We start from the raw sequence: 17,823 nt of genomic DNA on the forward strand, positions 1-17,823 counted from the left end.
GAGTAACACCGGCGCGCGACGGTACCCCGAATCCGGATGTTCAGCCAGAAACCGCCCGCTTATTTGGCCTTGCCCGGCCAGGGCTGGGCAAAACCGACGACCTTGGCTTCGCCGCCCGGCGACTGCGGCGTGCCGAAGGTGGAGATCCTGATCGGAAAGCCCGTGGCATAGGCCTCGATCATCGTGTTCTTCCCGATCACCAGTCCGACGTGCCCAGGCTTCTTGACCGTGCCGTCAGCACCGGCGAAAAACACCAGGTCACCGGGGATCACCTTGGTCCCGGATACGTGCGGCAAAGCCTTCCACTGGTCCTGAGAGGTGCGCGGTATGTTCACCCCGGCCGCCCGGTAGGCCATCATGACCAGCCCTGAGCAGTCATAGGCCGCCGGCCCGGTGCCGCCCCACAGGTACGGCTTGCCGAGCTGCTCCTCGGCGTAGCTGACGGCCGTCGCCACGATCGTGTTCGGCGCGACGAACGAGGCGAGCACGCTGTTCTGGGTGCACGACTGGCTGCCGGCGCCGGTCACGTTGGCGGTGCCGCCGTTCTGCGAGGCGTCGGCGACCGTGAACCCGCCGGACGCGTAGGTCGACGCCCAGTTGAGCACCTCCTGGACGTACCAGGTCGCGTGGTTGTAGGCGAAGATCGCGGCGGGCACGTTCTGCTGCGCACCGTGCTCGACCAGGTACTTGGCCGCTCCGGCGATGGCGTCCGCCACGTCGTACACCGAGGCGATGCCGTCGCCGTTCTCGTCGGTGGCGACTCCGCTGACCACCAGGGACGCCTTGTGCACCGCCGCGCCGCCCCACTGGTTGCCCGACGCGCCGCGGATCCCGATCTGCATGGGCCCGGCCGCGCCGAACGCGTTCGAGCCGGTCTTCACGCCGGGCAGATTGGTCCGCCCATCGTCGCTTTCCACCTTGCCGATGCCGGCCAGAACCGTCCAGGACACGCTGTACTGCAGGCCAACCCGCTGGAACCACTTCAGGTAGTCCGACGGGATCGAGTTGGCCGCCTCGGCCGACACCGCTGGCTGCTGCGCGCTCGCCACGGTGGCATTGCAGTTCACACCGGAACCGCCGGCGAACAGCAGCGCAGAACCGCCGACGACCAGCATCGGCACCACGAGGAAGGCGACAAGCGCCATGACGGCGAGGCCGACGATGGCCGGCCCGAGTGCCCGCCTGTTCATGAGTTGCCCAGCTTGGCGAGCTCGATGTCATTGACCTGCCAGCCGCCAGCCGATGAGAGGACCGTGACGGCCCACTGGCCACTCTGGGTGCTCGTCGGCTGCGTGGATGTCACCTGCTGGTTGAGCGTCACAAGGAACGTGATCGTGCCGGCGGCGAAGGAGCGGATCGAGTCGATGGTGCCACTGCCTTTCGAGACCTGCTTTTGCCCCGTCCGCTGCGCGGCCACACCCTGCGTGGCGTACGCGGACTCGAGTACCGGCAACTCGTCCGATGTCACCAGGCCGTTCAGCTTCGCGGCATAGGCCGTCGTGTCCTCCGTGTAGCTCCAGGTGGTGTAGGCCGTGGCGAACTCGAGCGTGGTCTTCGCGGCGGCGGAGAGATCGTCGGGCGTGAACGGCAGCCACTGGTAGATCTCCGCGCCGCCCGCCGTCGAGACGGGCGTCGCCGCGGGAACGGTGGCGGGCGGCACACCCGCGCTCGCCGTCCCCGTCGCCGACGGCGCCGATGAGGCCGTGGCGGACGGGGACGACGCGGCGCCGGGCGAACCGCCGGAGCCCCGCCCGTCGAGCAGGTAGAAGCCGAGCCCGGCGAGCGCGAGCACGACGACGAAGAACAGCAGCCGCTGCTGCCCGGTGGTCAGTTCCATGGCCTGCCCCGCTACTTGGACCGGCGCGATCGTGACCAGAACGGCGCGGCGGGAGGCTTTGCCCCTCTCCCGCCCGCCCCATTGGAAGACTCTCCCGAACGGGTTCGGCTGGCTCCATTCGGCCAGCTGGTTCCGTTCGAGGGGCGGGACGCGGGTGCCGCGGTACCGTTCTGCCGCGTCGGCGGCTGCGACTGCCTGCGCGCCGTGCCGGTGCCCGCGGCGCCACCGCGCGCCCAGCCGGCCGGCGGACCGCTGCTACTGCCGGCCGGCGGACCGCCGTGCGGCGGCAGCGGCAGCGGCGGCGCCGTCCGGCCGGTGCCGACGCCGGCCTCGGGCCACTGCCTGGCGGTGCCGTGACTGTCCGCCCCCGCCACGACCTGCATGCCCTCGGGGATCGTGGCGCCGGCCGCGGCGACACCGCCGACGCCGGCGGCCGCCTCGGCGGCCGACGGCGCATCCGCCGCGCCGCGCCGCGCCCAGCGCGATGCACGGGCGGCGCCGACGTTCGGCATGGCGGCGCCGGCCGCGTTGGCGGTGACCCGGCGGAAGCCGAAGGCGGACTCGCGCCAGCTCACCTGGGCACGTTCATCGGCGCCGAGCATGCCGTAGCCGACTGAGGAGAACAGGTGCTGGAACGGCTTGCGGTAGATGAACACCGCGACCGTGACCAGCGCGATCATCATGATCTTCAGCGCCCAGGGCAGCGCCTGGTCGGTGGTGCTCATGATCAGGGAGTAGCAGTACAGCAGGACGCTGAGCGTCAGCGCCACCGCGACCTGTTTCATCAGCACGCCGACGAGCATCTCGAACCAGCGGATCGCGATCACCCGGCCGAAGCCTGGATGGATGCCGACGATCAGGAAGAACGGCCCGGCGACGAGCAGCAGCAGGAAGCCGAGCTTCAAGATGATGAGCGTGAGCGCTATCAGCAGGACGAGCAGGCCAGCCGCCACCGCCGCGAACAGCGCCTCGAACCCGATCTCCAGCCTGGTGGTCCACTGATCACCCTGGAACAGCGAGTACACCGCCGGGTTGGTCTGCTGCAGTTGCGCCGCGATCCCGTCGAAGGTGGCCTGCTTCGCCTTTACGAGGGCGGTGCTTGTGGCGTCCTCGTTGGCCGCGACCGCCTGCGCCCACAGCAACTGCCTGCCGTACTGATTGACGACCGTCTGCGGCTGGCCCGGTCCCGTCGCGTACTGCGTGCTGCCCAGTTCGCCGTCCAGCCACGGCTTGCAGACAAGCACCGTCCACAGCTCGTTCGCGTTCTTGTCGACCAGGCCGGTGCCCGAGGTGAACGAGTAGTTCGCCGTCACCGACTGGGTGTCGCCGTTGGCCACGGGCAGGCAGTTGCTCGCCTTCTCCGCGGGCAGGTTCGCGAATGCCGTGTTGAGCACCGAGGTGACGCCGTTCGATACCGTCGTCCCGACGTTGGTGAAGTCGGTGGGACGTCCGATCAGCCAGATCGCGGCGGCGCAGGCGATGACCATCCAGATGGTGCCCTCAAGGGTCCTGGTGGCCCGCTTGCGTACCAGGCCCTGCCAGGCCAGCCAGATGGTCGCGATGATCACCATGGGCGCCAGGAACGGGAAGTAGATCGCCCTGCCGAGCGCGGTGATGAGCTGGTCCACCGAACCGCTCAGCCAGGACAGGATGTCGGCTCCGGCGGCGGACTGGTAGATGGTGATCGTGACCCGGTCTAGCGATTTGGCCATGTCGAAGACCATGCCGGCGACGTTGTTGCCGATCAGCGAGGTCATGTCGGAGCAGTGCAGCCCGGTCGCCGCCCAGTACTGCCCCGCGACGCCGTAGTTGTCGTACAGCGTCTTGCCCATGGTCTGGCTGCCGGGTGTGGTGATCATGGAGTCGATGCCCGAGGTCGCAAGTTCCGGCTGCGGCGACCCCGGGGTGCAGATGTTGTTCACGTCGCCGAAAACGCCGGAACTACCGGCGTTGCACAGTCCGATCAGGCCGCCGATGTCGCCGAGGCCGGGGACGCTGCAGACGCCGCCAGCCGGCTGCGCCGGCGAGATGAGCGCGTTGCGCTGACCCGGTGCCAGCCGGGCGGTGGTGGTGGCCGGAGCGGCATGCTCCGCGGTGCTAGCGGCCGCCGCGGGTGCCGCCTTGGCGAGGGGTGCGGCGTTCGCGGCATGGCCGAGGAAAAGCCCGCTGAACACGATTGCGATGATCGCTGCAGCAAGCAGTAGAGCACGTGCCGGCCGCCATCTCCTTGTTCGGCCGGCTCGCGGGTGGGGTTCAGCCATCTCGGGAGGCTCCTGTATTCGGCGGTTCTTACTGGGGGGTTGAAGCCGCCGGCTGTGGCCGACGGGCTCGTGTCGGATTTGTGTCGATCCAGTCCCGTAGTTGTTCGGATACGAGATCGACGCCGATGCGGCCCGCGCGGTCGTCGAGGTCACGGAAGATGCACTCGCCGTTGCCGAGGGCACGAAGGATGGCCTTGTGCTCCTCGGACGGCTCGACACCGAGGAGCGACAAGACGTTCGTCACCTCGGCACGCTCCGATGAACGGAACGCGAAAACACTGGAGATGCAGTTGGTCACCTGCTCGCTGAGCAGGTCACCGGCGTTCTGCGAGATGAGGATCAGTGCGGTGTTCCGCGAGCGTCCCATCCGGGACACCTCGGGGACGAGTTTGGCACCCTCCGGAGTCGATGTGATGGCCCACGCCTCGTCGAGGAAGATCGCCTTCGGCGCGGTGCGGTCGATGTTGTTCATCAGCCGCCTGGCGAACTGAGAGACCAGGTAGAGCAGCGCGACGGAAAGCCGCTGCTCGTAGGAGTAGTCCTCACGGCCGGTCGTGGTGTCCGGCAGCGTCAGCCCGCCGAGGGTGAACACGGTCGTCCAGCCTTGGGCGTCGATCTGCTGGCTGCCCGATGGCGAGAAGCACAGCCGGGCAAGGCGCATCTCGGAAATGGAGCGCATCACCGCACCCAGGTTCTTCCAGGCGGGATCGTCGGACTCCTCAAGCATCCGCACGACCTTGCCGAGGCTCGGCCGCGGCCCGGTGGCCACCGCGCCGACCGCCTGGATCATGGCCGACTCGCGTTCCTCGCTCATCCTCGGCAGCAGCAGGCGCAGCGTCTCCGTCGCCATGGTCCGCTTCACTGCCGGGTCGTCGCCGAAGGAGAACGGGTCGAGCAGGCCGGCCGCCGCGGACGACAGCGGCAGCACGCGCGCCTTGCGCCCGGTCTTGCTCAGGAACTCGGCAAGCGGTTCCGCGTCGCCCTTGGGGTCGATGACCGCGATCGTGGCTCCGCGCAGTGCGAGCTGGTAGATGAGCAGCATCGCCAGCGTGGTCTTGCCGCCGCCGGGCTCGCCGGTGATCGCGACGGCCGTCGGGCGGTTCCGCGCCGCCGCGACCATCGGGTCGAAGTGCACGACCGAGCGGGCGCGCCCGAGGGTCTCGCCGATGTACGGGCCGATCCAGCCGACGCCCTCGGCGATCCGGTCGCCGAGTTCCACCGTGGCGGTCGGCATGCCGCCCGCGATGGTGTAAAGCGGCTGCCGCTGCACGTACGAGGAGAGCCTGACCTTCTCGCCGGGCAGCGACTCCGACAGCAGCGAGAACTGGTCGCCGGTGGAGTTCACCAGGTCAATGCCGATGTCCCTGTAGTGCTCCGTGACCGCCTCCACCCGGCGGACGCACAGCTCCCTGGTCGGCGCGGTCACGAACAGCCGGTGCCAGCCGTAGACGAACGGCAGCCGGTCCTTCGTGATGCCGTGCTCCAGCATGCGGGCGGCGGCGATCTGCTCCGCCAGGGCGATCGGCGCCTCCGCGCCCGCCTCGCGGATGTGCGCGTCCATGTCGCGTGCGTGCGCGAGCCGCCGCGACACGTCCTTGGACGCCTTGGCCGGTGGGATCAGGTGCATCCGGGAGGAGATCTCCACCGGGAACGGTAGCGAGTCGGCGTAATGCAGCCACGGCTCACCGTCGGGGAACGCCATCAGGTCGGGGAACCTGGCGAACGAGAGGAACGCCGCCCAGGAATCCCCCTGGACCTGCTCGAGCCTGAGCATCGTGCGGCCGTTGTGCACCACGCCCTCGTAGAGCTGCTCGATCTCGCCCGCGCTCCACGTCCGGCGGCGGGTGGCGGACGGCGGCGGGTCGCCGAGCGAGCCCATCAGCGTGTGCCTGAACAGCCAGGCGACCTCGCGTGCGGACGCGTGCCTGGCGGCGAGCGCCGACGCGGTGAGCGCACGGCCGAGCCGTTCCGCCTGCTCCGTCCACTTGCCGACCTCGCCGGCCGGCAGCGCGTCCTCTTCCGGGCCCCGGCCGCGCTCCGCGGCACGGTAAGTATTCATGAAGTTGCCGAACAGGCCGTCGGTGAGCTGCGCGCGCACCGACCGCTGGCCGAGCCTGACCCCGATGTAGATCTCCTTGGACCAGAAGTCCTTCGCCCATACGTGCTGGTAGATCTGCTCCAGGTACTCACGCCAGCCAGGGCCGCCGTCGCTCGTGGCATCCAGCCCAGTCGCCCAGTCCACCGCCGGGTACGGCCGGTGTGCGATCCGCAGGTGTACCTCCGCGTCCTGCATCCTGATCGCCGCGAGGGCCACGGTGATGTTCGTGGCGAGCGTCTCGCGCTCGTCAGGCGTGGTGAACTCGTAGGACACCGACGGCACGCGGTAGTACGCCCAGGCGTGCGTGTCGGTAAGCAGCACCCGATCATCGAAGTACCTGATCGCCAGGCGGCTGCGCCCCTTCGACTTCTTCCCACTCACCAGGCGCTCATCTCCCCATGGGGTGTCTCCCGCGCTACCGCGGTGCCCGCTGGCTGGGTCATGGGAGCGGGAGAGTTCGCCGCAACCGTTCGTCTGATCATTGCTTCTTCCTTGACGGGGCGGCGGACAATCCGGCAACGAGCACCCCGGCGAGAGCCGTATACGCGACGCGCGTCTGCGGGCGGAGCGTGGCCGGGCCCGTCGCCGCGACCGGCAGCATGTCATCCCAGGGGACACGGACGATTGCGCGAGAGCGGCCGCGGGCGACCGACTCGGCGTGCTCGACGTCCGGCAGCGAGCGGCGGCTCACGCCGTTGATCACCGTCACCGACTGCATGGCCAGGTCTGCGTGTCCGTTGTTGTCGAGCCAGTCGCGGGTGTCGGCGAGCGCGCCCGCCGCGTCCACGTTCGCCGGAACCACCACCACGAGCTGATCGGTGACCTTGAGCAGCCTGGTCAGGCCCGCCGCGCCCGGGTCGAGCACGCTCAGCGGGTAGTGCCTGTTCGTCTGCACGAGCAGCTTGATCTCGTCGCCGTCCTTCAGCGGCTCGTGCGAGGCGACCACGTCCAGCCGGGCGGCGCTCGGCTTCGGCGTCGGGTTCAATCCGTCAGGCCTGGTCGGCACGATGTGCTGCGGCGGCTTCCCGGCGAGCAGTTCCTCGAGCCAGGCGGCCGGGGCGCGGTAGCGGGCGAGCGTGCCGTCGTGCAGGTCAACGGCGGCCACCGGGTGCTCGCGCAGGCTCGCCAGCATGGAACCGGTCATCAGCGCGGTCACCGACTGGCCCGCACCGCTGGTGCAGCCGAGTACCAGGATCCGCTTCGGCTCGCCGATCGGGAGGCGCGCCCGGTTCCTGTCCAGTGCCTCCTGGTCGCGGGCGCCGGGGCCGGGAGTCGCGCCGTTGCCCGTGACGACCTTGACCTTGCCGTGCCATGACGTGTTCAGGTCTCTTGACGGCGCGCTGAGCGCCCGTTCGATGGACGGGACCCGAACAGCAGGACCTGCGGGAACCGCGGTGGGCGGGGGCGCCGGCGCCTGTGCCTGCGCCGAGAGCGGTTCTGGCTCTGGTGCTGGCTCTTGTGCTGGTGCTGGTGCTTGTCCGGGCGGGGCCGGAGCGGTGGCCTGCAGACTGGCCTGCCCGGCGGGCTGCGTTGCCGGGGGTGTGGGAGCCTGCGGTACCGCCGGCCTGGGCCGGTCCTGCGGCGCAGGCCGGGCGATGGACGGAGCCGGGGGCGCGGGAGCAGCCGTCATGGGCCGGTCCTGCGGCGCAGGCCGGACGACGGGCGGAGCCGGAGCCGACGCGGCGGCCAGCGGCGCCGGCACGACTTCCGGGATCAGGGCCGCGGGCTGCTCCGGCGGCGCGACGTGCGGCGCGGGAGGCGCGGGGACCGGCGCGACGAACCGCGGTGCCTGCGACGTCTCTGCCTGCGACGTCGCAGCCGGGGGCGTCGCTGCCGGGGGCATCGCGGGTATCGCGATGGCAGCGGCGGCGTCGGCCGGATTGGCTTGGACAGGACGAAGCGGGCGCGCGGGAACCGGCCAGTCTGGCGTTGTCACCGCTTGCGATGCAAACGGGGCCGGCGAAACGGGCGATGGCGGCGATGTCGGCTGGCCCGACGAAGTTGGCTCGACCGGCATAGACGGCTCGGCTTTGACGGACTGCGCGGCCTGAACGGTTGGCTCGGCCTGCGTTGTCGGCCCGGCCTGGATGGTTGGCTCAGCCGGCATTGCCGGCTCGGCCTGAACGGTCTGCGTGGCCTGGACGGGTGGCTCGGCCTGCGTCGTCGGCTTAGCCTTGACGGCCGGCTGGGCCGGCCAGCGGGCTCCCTGCGCGTCGTGCGCGGCGGGCTGCTCCGGGGGCCGGCGGCGTCCTGGGCCATCGTGCGAGACCTCTGGAGCCGCCGTTCCGTTGGCACCCGCCCGAACTCGGGGCAACGCCGGTGCGAACGATTGCGAAATTACATCCGCCTGGACAACTGACGCGGCGGGCCTGGATTCCTGAACCTGCGGCGCGCTCAGCAGCCACTGCGCGGCCGCGGGCGGCGGCGCGCTTGCCGGGCGCGGGGCGATCCCTGGCTGAGCCGGGGCGGCGGGCTGAACCGTGGACGCGGGCCGTTGCGCGGCGGATGGCAGGACGTCCGGCATCGCGTGTGCCGCCAGGCCGGATGACTGCGGCGGCTCGGGAGGTAGGCCGGGAGGGACCGGACGGCTCACCGGGACTCGACTGGTGGGTAGCGCCGGCGCGAGCCTGACCTGGCCGTGCCCCCGCGCCGATGACCGTGCGCGCTCCTGTGCGCGCGCACGCTCCTGGACTCTGGGTCTGATGTCTGTGCCTGCCAGGCGCTGCCGGCCGGCCTCGCCCTGTGCGGCTTGCCGCACGGCGGCCACGCCCTGTGCTGAGGCGGAATCCGGCCGGAAGATCGAGGTGGGCCGCAGGACGCCGTTGCGCTCCGGCCTGGCTTGCGTAGCGGCCGGCAAGGCCGCCGCCGCGGGCCGGGCGGCAGTTGCCGGGCGAGAGCCCGCGGTCGTGCCCTTCCGCCAGACTCTGGCGGTCAGGACTATCCGGTCCTTCTCGCTCAGCGGCGTCAGCCTGACCCAGGTCCTCGGCTCGGCCAGATACCTGGCCTGCGACTCCACCAGTTCGGGCAGTCGCTTGTTCTCGATGACCGGCCTGGTGGTGAGCCAGGTGAGCACCCCAGGCGGAAGCACGTACAGCCAGACCAGCGAGTGGTTGAAGGGCAGTCCTATCGCGATGAGCAGGACGATATAGGGGATCGTGATCCCAGCGAATACGGCGATCCAGTTGATCGGCAGCGGCATGGGCAGCCTAAAGTCATAAAGCTTGTATAGCCGCTTTTCTATCCGCCAGATATTCGTATACGTGGGCAGGTCCACAGGACTGCACTCCTCAGCGCGAAATAACTCAGTGAACCCCAAGAGCGTTCGCTATTCCTTTGGCCAGGGTCTGCACGATGCCCGGTGTGTAGAAAACCACCGCGATCGCTACTGCCAGCACCATGAACTGCACGAACCGGGTGATCTCGCGGGTGAAGAGGAAGAACAGTGCCACGATACCTACGATGCCCAGAAATAGCGGGCCGAAAAGGCTCTGTAGGTAGTCGACGAGACCCTTGGTGTTGATCGCCGCTTGCGGTGCCGCCGCGACGATGAGCGATACGGACATCATCCTTCCCTTCCGTGGGCATCAGTGCGCTTCCGGAGGAGCCTGCGGCCGCGACGGGCAGTCATCGATGACGCGAGCCGGGTCATGGGGTCCCCATCGGTTGCATGGATGCACGGATGTCCTTTACATACCATCTTCCGTTTTGCTGGTCGACAACCGACATGTCGCGAGTTGTCCGGAGTCGCGAGCCTATACACGAGCGGGCCGACGTGGGAAGCCTGATCGCCGCTGTCATGGAAGAAGCTGGGCAGCTGACTGGCGAGCTCGGTCTTCGCGGGTAGGTCGAAACCCGGCTGGTGCACGCTGGGCGGCACGGCCGACGATGGCGCGGGAAGCCAGGCAGACTCGGCCGATTCTACTAGCAGCAGGGCCTCCGCGACGGGCGGCGCGCCGAGCACCGCGGTGGCGCGTCCGGCCCGGACCACGGACGGCGGGTGCGTCGCAAAGTGGGCGCCTCGGGTCGCCCTGGAGAGCGAGTCTCCGCGGCCGGCCCGATCCGCCGGTTCGTCACCGTACACGGGTGACTCCGCACCGCTATCGGGGCTAGCAACGCTGAGCCTTCGCACCATCACTCCTTCGCCCGTCCCTTACCTGGCAGCCCAGGTGCGGGGCGAGGCACTGCCGATCCCGTGCTCCATTGTGCGGCATAAACCGACCACTCGCGCGGCATTAGAGCCGAACAAACCGCATCGATCTGGCTCAATGAAGTGCCATCCGCCTGCACTGGAGTTACATCCAGTCACATCCGTTACAGGCGCCTGCTGCCACCGCTATGGAGCTCCCTACCGACGGTAACTCGTTACATACTGATACGCAACGACCAACACGGGGGTTCATCACAAGAGCCGAAAATTTCCATCGTGGCAGGTAATCAGCGTGGACCAATGTCAACCACCACGGAACGCCCATTACAGTCTGTGACCAGGGCTGCGAAGTCCCGCCCAGCGAGCGCGGTCGCGGGCGGGACTTTCGCGCATTTCGATGCCGATTCGGCTAGCCGATCCGGCCCGCATAGCGACGGGTGAAGCCGTCGGTCGTATTCGTGGTGATGATCACGTCGTAATAACCGTTGGAGTCCACCGGCCAGTTGACGGTGGACGAGCCGTTCGCCCCCACTGTCACCTGTTGGGTGGTGCCCGCGTAGGCGTTGACCGTGAGCGTGTAGACGACCGCGGTACTGCCGTCGTTGGCGAGCGTGAGCTGCACCGAGGGCGCGGTCCCGGTGATCAGCCCTGCCGATACGCGCGGGACCTGACCAGTGGTGGTGCTCGCCGCGACGATGGCACCGGCGAACGAGCGGACGAAACGGTCGGGCCCGTAGACAGAGAAGGCGTACCCGTACTTGTTCTTCTTGGTCGCCGTCCAGGTGTAGGTCTTGTTGCTGCCCTGGACGACGGTGAACGGGGTCGCCGAGGCGGCCAGGTACTTGTCGGGGTAGACGGCGAGCGAGACGCCGACGTAGCCCGTGCTCGACATGGTCGCGGTCACCGTGAAGGCCGAGCGGTTCACCGCGACGTCGGCGTGCGGAGTGTGGGTGCTTGGCCGGTGCGGCCGGGTCCCCGTCTCCTGCGCCGGGGCGGTCTGTGCGCCCTCCGCTGGCGGGTTGACGGCAGGGAAGGACTTTTCGGCGTCGGACTGGGTGATCAGCGGCACCGTGTCGGGCAGCGTCGGAATGGAGAAATCGGGGCTGGTGAAGTCGAACGCCGCCGTCAGGTCGCCGGTCAGCGACCGGCGCCAGGCCGTGATGTTGGGCGCCGACACGCCCGTCCAGGTCTCGAGGAACCTGAGCATGGACGTGTGGTCGTAGGTGTTGGAGTCGACGAAGCCACCGCGAGTCCATGGCGAGCAGATGATCATCGGAACCCGGGGCCCGAAGCCGATCGGCAGGCCGCCGATGAACTCGTTCGTGACGCTCGTCTCCGGCGCGGGCGGCGGCACGTGGTCGAAGTAGCCGTCGTGCTCGTCGTAGGTGATGAACAGCGCCGTGGTCTCCCACAGCGCCTGGTTGCTCATCAGTGCCTCGAGCACGGTCCTGGTGTAGTGCGCGCCGTAACTCGGGCTCGCCGCTGGGTGCTCCGAATACTCGTAGGGCGCGACCACCCAGGAAACCTGCGGAATCGTGCCCGCCGCGCAGTCGGCAATGAACTGGGCGAGCACGTGGTTGACGTGGTTCGGCCCGAGCGCCGTGCCCGCGTTGGCCTGCCACGGCTGCACCGCCCCTTGGACGGCGAGTTGCTGGCCGGCCGTCGTGGTCGCCTTCATCGAGGTCTGGTACTGCTGGTAGAACCACAGCGGGTTGTCGCCGTAGTCGCCGACCCAGCCGTTGGCGCCGCTGCCGTCGCCCACCTCGTGGTTCGTGTACACCTGCCACGAAATCCCCGCGTTGAGAAGCAATTCCGGGTAGGTGGTGACGTTCGTGAACTCCACGGTGTAGTCCGGCGGGTTGGATGTCCAGCCGCTTGACGTCCCCGTCCAGAAGTACATCCGGTTGGGGCTCGTCGGTCCGAGTATCGACTGGTGATAGCCGTCGCAGATGGTGAACGCATCGGCGAGCGCGTAATTGAATGGCAGGTCGTTGCGGGTGAAATAGCCCATGGTCTGCTCGGTCTTGGACGGAACCCAGTCATTCCACAGCCCGCCATTGCGCGCGCTGTGGTCGCCCGACCAGGAATGGTCAAGATCTCCCGCGTTCTGCGCGTCCACAGTTGTGGAGTCCATGTGGAAGGGCAGCAGGTAGCCGAGGTCGGTGCGCGACTTATCGGGCTGCTGGAAAATCGTGGTGCCATTCTGGTACTTCAGCACCTGCTTGTCGGCGAAGCCCCTGACGCCCTGGAGCGTGCCGTAGTAGTGGTCGAACGAGCGGTTCTCCTGCATCAGGATCACCACGTGCTTGAGATCCGCGATGGTCCCCGTCGCCGCCCCGGCTCGTGTCCTCCCCGTTAGCCCGGGAAGCTGGCTGGCCCCGGCGCCGATCGCCGCCGCGCCCGCCAGCGCGCCGCCCACCTGCAGGAAGCGCCTGCGGCTGACGGAAGCCTTGAAAGGCGCCGCGGACCGGTAGTCGGTACCCGGCGGCACGCTCTCCGCGTCATCCTCTGACCTGCTGCCCTTGTCCATGTTCATGCCCTCAGTCCTCTCACAGCGCTCGACGGCACTCAGACCGAGCAAAGGCGCTCAATCAATCGGGCACGCTGAGCGTGACGGACGTCAAGGCAAATAACTGATGAACTCCCAAATCCTCGATCATTCGATTGGGCTACTCGGCAATGCTCGCGGGGAGGCGAGCGCTTCAGTCCGCATTGCCTCGCGATGTGCTTCCGGGGACGAGCTGCTCGTGCCATGCAAGATGGTGATCTCTCGTCGGCTTCTTGTTGTACACGAGAGCGGCGCATAGCTTGCAGATCGCTACATCACGGGCGTTCTGCGCAGGAAGTCGTTGCCAAAGCTGCAGGTCGGCCTGAGCCGCAACATCATCCTCAGCCATCGCTAACCCCCATGCGATCTCATCATGCGTTCGTTTAACTACATAGCGTAACAAGCGGCGGGAACGCGGAGACGGGGGCCCACAGCTGCGGGCGGACCTCAGCTAGGGAACCAGCTGATGTAGAAGATGCCCAGGCCGAGGGCGACGAACATGGCGGCGATGAGCCAGAAGCGGAAGACGATCGTCGACTCTTCCCAGCCGACTAGCTCGAAATGGTGGTGCAGGGGCGTCATCTTGAACACCCGCTTGCGACGCAGCTTGTACGAGCCCACCTGGATGACCACCGACATGGTGATGATCGCGAACAGCCCGCCCAGGATCAGCAGCAGTAGCTCCGTGCGGGTGACGATGGCCAGGCCGGCCAGCACCCCGCCGAGAGCCAGCGCTCCGGTGTCACCCATGAAAATCTTGGCCGGCAGCGCGTTCCACCAAAGGAACCCGATGCAGGCCCCAAGCACAGCCGCGGCGACCACCGCCGCGTCCAGGGGGTCGCGGACCGCGTAACAGTTCTGCATGATGTCGGGAGTGCACTCGTTGCGCAGCTGCCAGTTCCCGATCAGGACGTAGGCGGCGAGTACGAGGATCGAGGCGCCGGTCGCCTGCCCGTCCAGGCCGTCAGTTAGGTTCACTCCGTTCGAGGTTGCCGTGATCATGATCAGCACCCAGATCACGAACAGCACAGCACCGATGGACACACCGAAGTCGGCATTGAACGACAGATGCTCCGAGGCCGGGGTGAGATCGTAGGCGTTGGGGAAGCGGATCGCCAGCAGCGCGAAGATCACCCCTACGATGACCTGCCCGAGCAGCTTGGCTCTGCTGCGCAGGCCGAGGCTGCGGCGCATGAACAGCTTGAGGAAGTCATCGACGAAGCCGACGAAGCCCAGGCCGGTCATCAGGGACAGCACCAGCACCCCGGAAGCCGTCATCGGGTCGCCGGTGAGCAAGTGGCCGAGCATGTAGCCGATCAGCGAGGCGATGATGATGACAATGCCGCCCATCGTGGGCGTGCCGCTCTTGCTCTGGTGCGCCGGCGCATGCTCACCAGTCCTGACCTGCTGGCCAAGCTTCCGCCTGCGCAAGATCGTGATCGCGGGCAGCGTCCCGGCCAGTGCGACGATCATCGATATTGCGCCGGACAAGAGGATGGTCTTCACCCATCAACCCCTGTCGGTAGGCAGAACCCGAGCCGCTGGGGCAATCAGAGGCATGGGGCCCATCCTGGCATAACGCACTATGCTTCCGACCGATTTCACCCGGCGACGCGCCTTCGGCTGATGCAAAGGTTGGAGACATGGGTCTCGCGGCCTTCCAAGGGCGCCTCGGGTAACCGGCACTCATAATGGCTCCGTGAGCCGCGTCTTCTCCGTCGCTGTCGTGCTCGCGGTGATCGCCGCGAGCACCCTGATCCTCCTGCACGCCTTCCGCGGCCACGGCCAGCCTGGAACTGTCCTCTACGGCGGCAAGAGCTATGACTGCCATACTGTCCTCCAGTCATTCGAGAGCACGGAAGGTCCTGGCGTCTATCCGCAGTCGGTCATCGATACCTGCGTCAACAGCCAGGTCGGAACACAACCTTGATAATGGCATCCATGTCCCTGCCCACCCCCACGCTGCACACCGACCGCCTGCGACTGCGTCCCTTCACCGACGCGGACGCGGATGCCCTCTTCGCACTGCACAGCAGCGCCTATGTGCTGCGCTACTGGGACGCGCCGCCGTGGAGCGAACCCGCGCGCGCCGAGCGGTTCATCGCGGCTTGCCGGCAGATGGCAGATGAAGGCACCGGGGCACGCCTGGCCATGGACCGCTCTTCAGACGGAGCCTTCATCGGCTGGTGCGGTCTGACCCGATGGAACCCGGACTACCGCAGCGCGTCGTTGGGCTACTGCCTCAGCGATGCGGCCTGGGGGCACGGCTACGCGACGGAGGCCGCACGCGCTCTGCTGCGGTGGGCGTTCGACACACTCGACCTGAATCGCGTCCAGGCCGAGACCGACACGCGCAACCTGGCATCTGCCCGTGTGCTTGAGAAGGTCGGATTCGTGCGTGAAGGGACGTTGCGGGAAGACTGCGTCGTGAAGGGCGAGGTATCGGACTCGTGGGTGTTCGGCTTGCTCAGGCGGGAGTGGCGGCCGTTACAGGGCGAGTTGCCTGCCGGTGCCGTGTTCATAAGCTGATGCCATGCTCGAAGCTGGGAGCCGCAAGCGAAATCAGCCGGCACCGCCGCACGTCATGTTCGAGGCACTGACCCAGCCCGACCGAGACCCCGCGCGGCCGTGGCTAGAACTGCTGGACGACGAGCAACGTCCTCGTCTGGTTGAGACCAGCGAGCCAGGCCTCGTTGTGTGGTCGTCCCTGTGGATCAAGCGGCCTGATGCGATCGTGCGGTTCGATCTGCCTCCCGACGCGAGCGGGTACGGAACAGATCTGCGCTGGACACTGCTGGTCGATGAACCCATGCCGGACGCATCTCTGGTCGGACACATGCGCAAGCGACTAAATCAGCTGATCAACGCGAACCTGAGATTCACGTTCGGCCAGTAGCTGCTTTCCTGACGCTCACATGTTGAATCGGAACTCCACACTGTTGCGCCACGGATAAGCATGAGTCGCGTCCCGAACCTCGTGCATTGTCCGCAAACTGAAGAGTATCCTTCATTTTGTGGATAGAGGACCTGCGCCGTCGCTCTTGCCTATCCTGCGTTCCCAGCAGCAGGGCGAGATCCTGGCGCTCATGCTCGGCGATCCCGCCCTGGAACTTAGCCTGACTGAGATCGCATCCCGGACGAAGACTCCACATCCGTCGGTCTTCAGGGAAATTCAGCGCGCTGAGCAAGCCGGGCTGGTCACCACCCGCAAGGTGGGCGGCACGCGACTCGTCCGCGCAAACACGGCCGCCCTTACTATTCCGGGCTGGCGGAGGTGCTGACCCGGGCCTTCGGAGTCCCTGCCGTCCTGGCCGAAGCCCTCTCGCCCCTGACAGGGATCGCCGCGGCCTACATTTACGGGTCCTGGGCTGCCCGTCATGAAGGTCAAGCCGGGCAGCGTCCCGTCGGGGATATCGACGTGCTGATTCTCGGCGATCCCGATCGCGACGAGCTCTACGCTGCGCTCAGCGGTGTTGAGGAGCGCCTCGGAAGGCCTGTCCAGACGGCGATCCGCGACCCCTCCTGGCTCGCCTCAGGAACGGGCTCCTTCCACGACATCGTGACCAGCCGACCACTACTCAAGCTCGTTCGGGCCCCCGACTAACTGAGCCACGACAGCATCCTCCACTGCCATGTGCGACCCGTCGCCCCCGGTTGCGCGCAAGCCCTGCCGAGCCAGCAGCGACTCTGCGGCCATCCGGTAGGCATCATAGGCGGCGACATACGCGCCATCGATGTCCCCGCCCGCGAGCGCTGCGGCCGCCGTTGTCTCGACCCGCCGGGCCGCCCGGCCGATCAGCGCATCGGCCAGCCCGCCGAGGTCATCCGCCACGAAGCTCTCAAGGCGAGCCCGCTCGACCAAGTACCGAACCGTGCGTTCGCCCTTGCTCCAGCGCACCACAGTCCGCCTCCCATCAAGCCATTTCGTTTCACGTGTTGCCGGGCAACCGATGCAGGCATTCTGCGTGAATGCGAAGAGACTAGGCGCAGGCACTGACAATGCAATCAGGCCTGAGGCTAGGAGGCGCCCGCGACCTCGAAGCGCGCGAATCGTCCGTAAATCGGCAGCACCCCTAGACGTTGAAGCGGAACTCCACGGCATGACGTTTAAATACTGCAACGGCACTTACAGACGCTGAAGGCTCAGGGCCTGGCGGCTTGCTGTGTTTGCGAGGATGATCTGGGAGTCATGGGAGAGATGAACGAGGTCTTCGCGGCCCCCGACGATGAGACCGCGATCGCAGTGCTGGAGGACGGATGGGGGCCACCTGTCCACCGTGACGATGGTCTCCGGCCCCAGGTGCTGGCCGATCTGGAGGCGCTGCTCACCGGCCGGGCCAGCCAGGAGATCGCGGCCGACCCCAGGAACGGCGCCCAGATCGCCGAGGTCTTCAACGAGGACGCCGGCGTCGCGGAGGGTGGCCTGGTGACGATCACCGACACGCTCACCCGCGCGCTGGCTGCTGCGGACACCGCGACGCTGGACGCGGTAGCGGAGACGTGGACGCACGGCGAGTACGCCGTGCGCGGGCTCGCCACCGTCGCACGCCACGCGGCAGCCCACGGCCACCGCATGTACTCCTTCTGGTACTTCTGACCCTGCTCGGGAGATCCCTGGCGAGGCTGGCGGCGGTGGCGAGCTTCCAGGGCTGGGGCTTCGGCCCAGCCCGCTGGATGTCACGTGCCGCGCGACTACGGGTTCAGCGCTGGCGTACCAGGCCCGCGACCCGGGGACTTACGATGCCGGCCAGCTGATCATCGAGGGATTCACGGTCATTCACGGAATGACGCATACATCGCTGACCTGCGCGCGCGGCTCAACACCCTGTGCCCCGAAGCCTTGGCGGGCGTGGGCAGCGATGCGGTGAGGGGGCACGTCGTGCCGGCCGGGTTCGTGGGCGGGCCCTGCTGATCCGCGACGTTTGACCCAGG

At 67.7% G+C, this 17,823-nt stretch carries 15 protein-coding genes; 6 read left to right on the forward strand and 9 right to left on the reverse strand.

The genetic code is table 11. From position 1 onward, the window contains the following. Positions 1 to 59: 59 nt before the first annotated feature. The 8 genes from EAS64_RS07420 to mraY all read right to left on the reverse strand — a co-directional run bounded on the left by EAS64_RS07420 (position 60) and on the right by mraY (position 14,397). Positions 60 to 1,190: a C40 family peptidase gene (locus EAS64_RS07420; RefSeq protein ID WP_145851885.1), complete on the reverse strand. Its 1,131-nt coding sequence runs from the start codon at positions 1,188 to 1,190 to the stop codon at positions 60 to 62. Beyond that, a complete protein-coding gene (locus EAS64_RS07425; RefSeq protein ID WP_145851886.1) occupies positions 1,187 to 1,837 on the reverse strand; it encodes a hypothetical protein in 651 nt (216 codons plus the stop codon). Before EAS64_RS07425 ends, EAS64_RS07420 begins: the two co-directional genes overlap by 4 nt. Positions 1,838 to 1,848: 11 nt before the next feature. Continuing rightward, positions 1,849 to 4,011 (reverse strand): type IV secretion system protein, encoded by a 2,163-nt coding sequence (locus EAS64_RS07430; RefSeq protein WP_187365744.1) that lies wholly within the window; start codon positions 4,009 to 4,011, stop codon positions 1,849 to 1,851. A 115-nt stretch (positions 4,012 to 4,126) separates the two neighbouring features. Continuing rightward, positions 4,127 to 6,577: an ATP-binding protein gene (locus tag EAS64_RS07435; RefSeq protein ID WP_246115556.1), complete on the reverse strand. Its 2,451-nt coding sequence runs from the start codon at positions 6,575 to 6,577 to the stop codon at positions 4,127 to 4,129. Positions 6,578 to 6,674: 97 nt separating this feature from the next. Next, positions 6,675 to 9,470, reverse strand: a complete 2,796-nt coding sequence (locus EAS64_RS46665; protein WP_281283204.1) for a TcpE family conjugal transfer membrane protein — start codon at positions 9,468 to 9,470, stop codon at positions 6,675 to 6,677. 28 nt (positions 9,471 to 9,498) lie between these two features. Beyond that, on the reverse strand, positions 9,499 to 9,762 hold the full coding sequence (locus EAS64_RS07445; protein WP_145851890.1) for a hypothetical protein: 264 nt from the start codon (positions 9,760 to 9,762) through the stop codon (positions 9,499 to 9,501). Positions 9,763 to 10,752: 990 nt separating this feature from the next. Then, a complete protein-coding gene (locus EAS64_RS07450; RefSeq protein ID WP_222849063.1) occupies positions 10,753 to 12,879 on the reverse strand; it encodes a phosphocholine-specific phospholipase C in 2,127 nt (708 codons plus the stop codon). A 459-nt stretch (positions 12,880 to 13,338) separates the two neighbouring features. Beyond that, positions 13,339 to 14,397 carry a phospho-N-acetylmuramoyl-pentapeptide-transferase gene (gene mraY, locus EAS64_RS07455; protein WP_145851891.1) on the reverse strand — a complete coding sequence of 353 codons (1,059 nt, stop codon included), beginning with the start codon at positions 14,395 to 14,397 and terminating at the stop codon, positions 13,339 to 13,341. Positions 14,398 to 14,590: 193 nt separating this feature from the next. Here mraY and EAS64_RS07460 point away from each other — a divergent pair, with 193 nt between their 5' ends. From EAS64_RS07460 to EAS64_RS07480, 5 genes are all read left to right on the forward strand, one after another. Beyond that, positions 14,591 to 14,821 carry a hypothetical protein gene (locus EAS64_RS07460; protein ID WP_145851892.1) on the forward strand — a complete coding sequence of 77 codons (231 nt, stop codon included), beginning with the start codon at positions 14,591 to 14,593 and terminating at the stop codon, positions 14,819 to 14,821. An 11-nt stretch (positions 14,822 to 14,832) separates the two neighbouring features. Then, positions 14,833 to 15,420, forward strand: coding sequence for a GNAT family N-acetyltransferase (locus tag EAS64_RS07465; protein ID WP_187365745.1), 588 nt, complete (start codon positions 14,833 to 14,835; stop codon positions 15,418 to 15,420). Between the two features lie 4 nt (positions 15,421 to 15,424). Further along, positions 15,425 to 15,787, forward strand: coding sequence for a hypothetical protein (locus tag EAS64_RS07470; RefSeq protein ID WP_145851894.1), 363 nt, complete (start codon positions 15,425 to 15,427; stop codon positions 15,785 to 15,787). Between the two features lie 118 nt (positions 15,788 to 15,905). Next, a complete protein-coding gene (locus EAS64_RS47355; RefSeq protein WP_187365746.1) occupies positions 15,906 to 16,172 on the forward strand; it encodes a MarR family transcriptional regulator in 267 nt (88 codons plus the stop codon). Continuing rightward, on the forward strand, positions 16,166 to 16,495 hold the full coding sequence (locus EAS64_RS07480; protein ID WP_145851895.1) for a nucleotidyltransferase domain-containing protein: 330 nt from the start codon (positions 16,166 to 16,168) through the stop codon (positions 16,493 to 16,495). The genes EAS64_RS47355 and EAS64_RS07480 overlap by 7 nt, the downstream gene beginning before the upstream one ends. Here the strand turns inward: EAS64_RS07480 and EAS64_RS07485 are convergent. Then, positions 16,466 to 16,792, reverse strand: a complete 327-nt coding sequence (locus EAS64_RS07485; RefSeq protein WP_145851896.1) for a hypothetical protein — start codon at positions 16,790 to 16,792, stop codon at positions 16,466 to 16,468. The genes EAS64_RS07480 and EAS64_RS07485 overlap by 30 nt on opposite strands. Positions 16,793 to 17,080: 288 nt before the next feature. Between EAS64_RS07485 and EAS64_RS07490 the strand changes: the two genes are divergently transcribed. Next, positions 17,081 to 17,488, forward strand: coding sequence for a hypothetical protein (locus EAS64_RS07490; protein WP_145851897.1), 408 nt, complete (start codon positions 17,081 to 17,083; stop codon positions 17,486 to 17,488). The last annotated feature ends 335 nt before the right edge of the window (positions 17,489 to 17,823 follow it).

The sequence above is a fragment of the Trebonia kvetii genome, from assembly GCF_007827045.1.
Lineage (GTDB): Bacteria > Actinomycetota > Actinomycetes > Streptosporangiales > Streptosporangiaceae > Trebonia > Trebonia kvetii.

What these genes read in the sequence shown, in the direction of transcription:
- EAS64_RS07490 (WP_145851897.1), top strand. Translation starts at nt 17,081, where the DNA reads ATGGGAGAGATGAACGAGGTCTTCGCGGCCCCCGACGATGAGACCGCG.
- EAS64_RS07470 (WP_145851894.1), top strand. Translation starts at nt 15,425, where the DNA reads ATGCTCGAAGCTGGGAGCCGCAAGCGAAATCAGCCGGCACCGCCGCAC.
- EAS64_RS07445 (WP_145851890.1), bottom strand. Translation starts at nt 9,762, where the DNA reads ATGATGTCCGTATCGCTCATCGTCGCGGCGGCACCGCAAGCGGCGATC.
- EAS64_RS07425 (WP_145851886.1), bottom strand. Translation starts at nt 1,837, where the DNA reads ATGGAACTGACCACCGGGCAGCAGCGGCTGCTGTTCTTCGTCGTCGTG.
- EAS64_RS07450 (WP_222849063.1), bottom strand. Translation starts at nt 12,879, where the DNA reads ATGAACATGGACAAGGGCAGCAGGTCAGAGGATGACGCGGAGAGCGTG.
- EAS64_RS07420 (WP_145851885.1), bottom strand. Translation starts at nt 1,190, where the DNA reads ATGAACAGGCGGGCACTCGGGCCGGCCATCGTCGGCCTCGCCGTCATG.
- EAS64_RS07465 (WP_187365745.1), top strand. Translation starts at nt 14,833, where the DNA reads ATGTCCCTGCCCACCCCCACGCTGCACACCGACCGCCTGCGACTGCGT.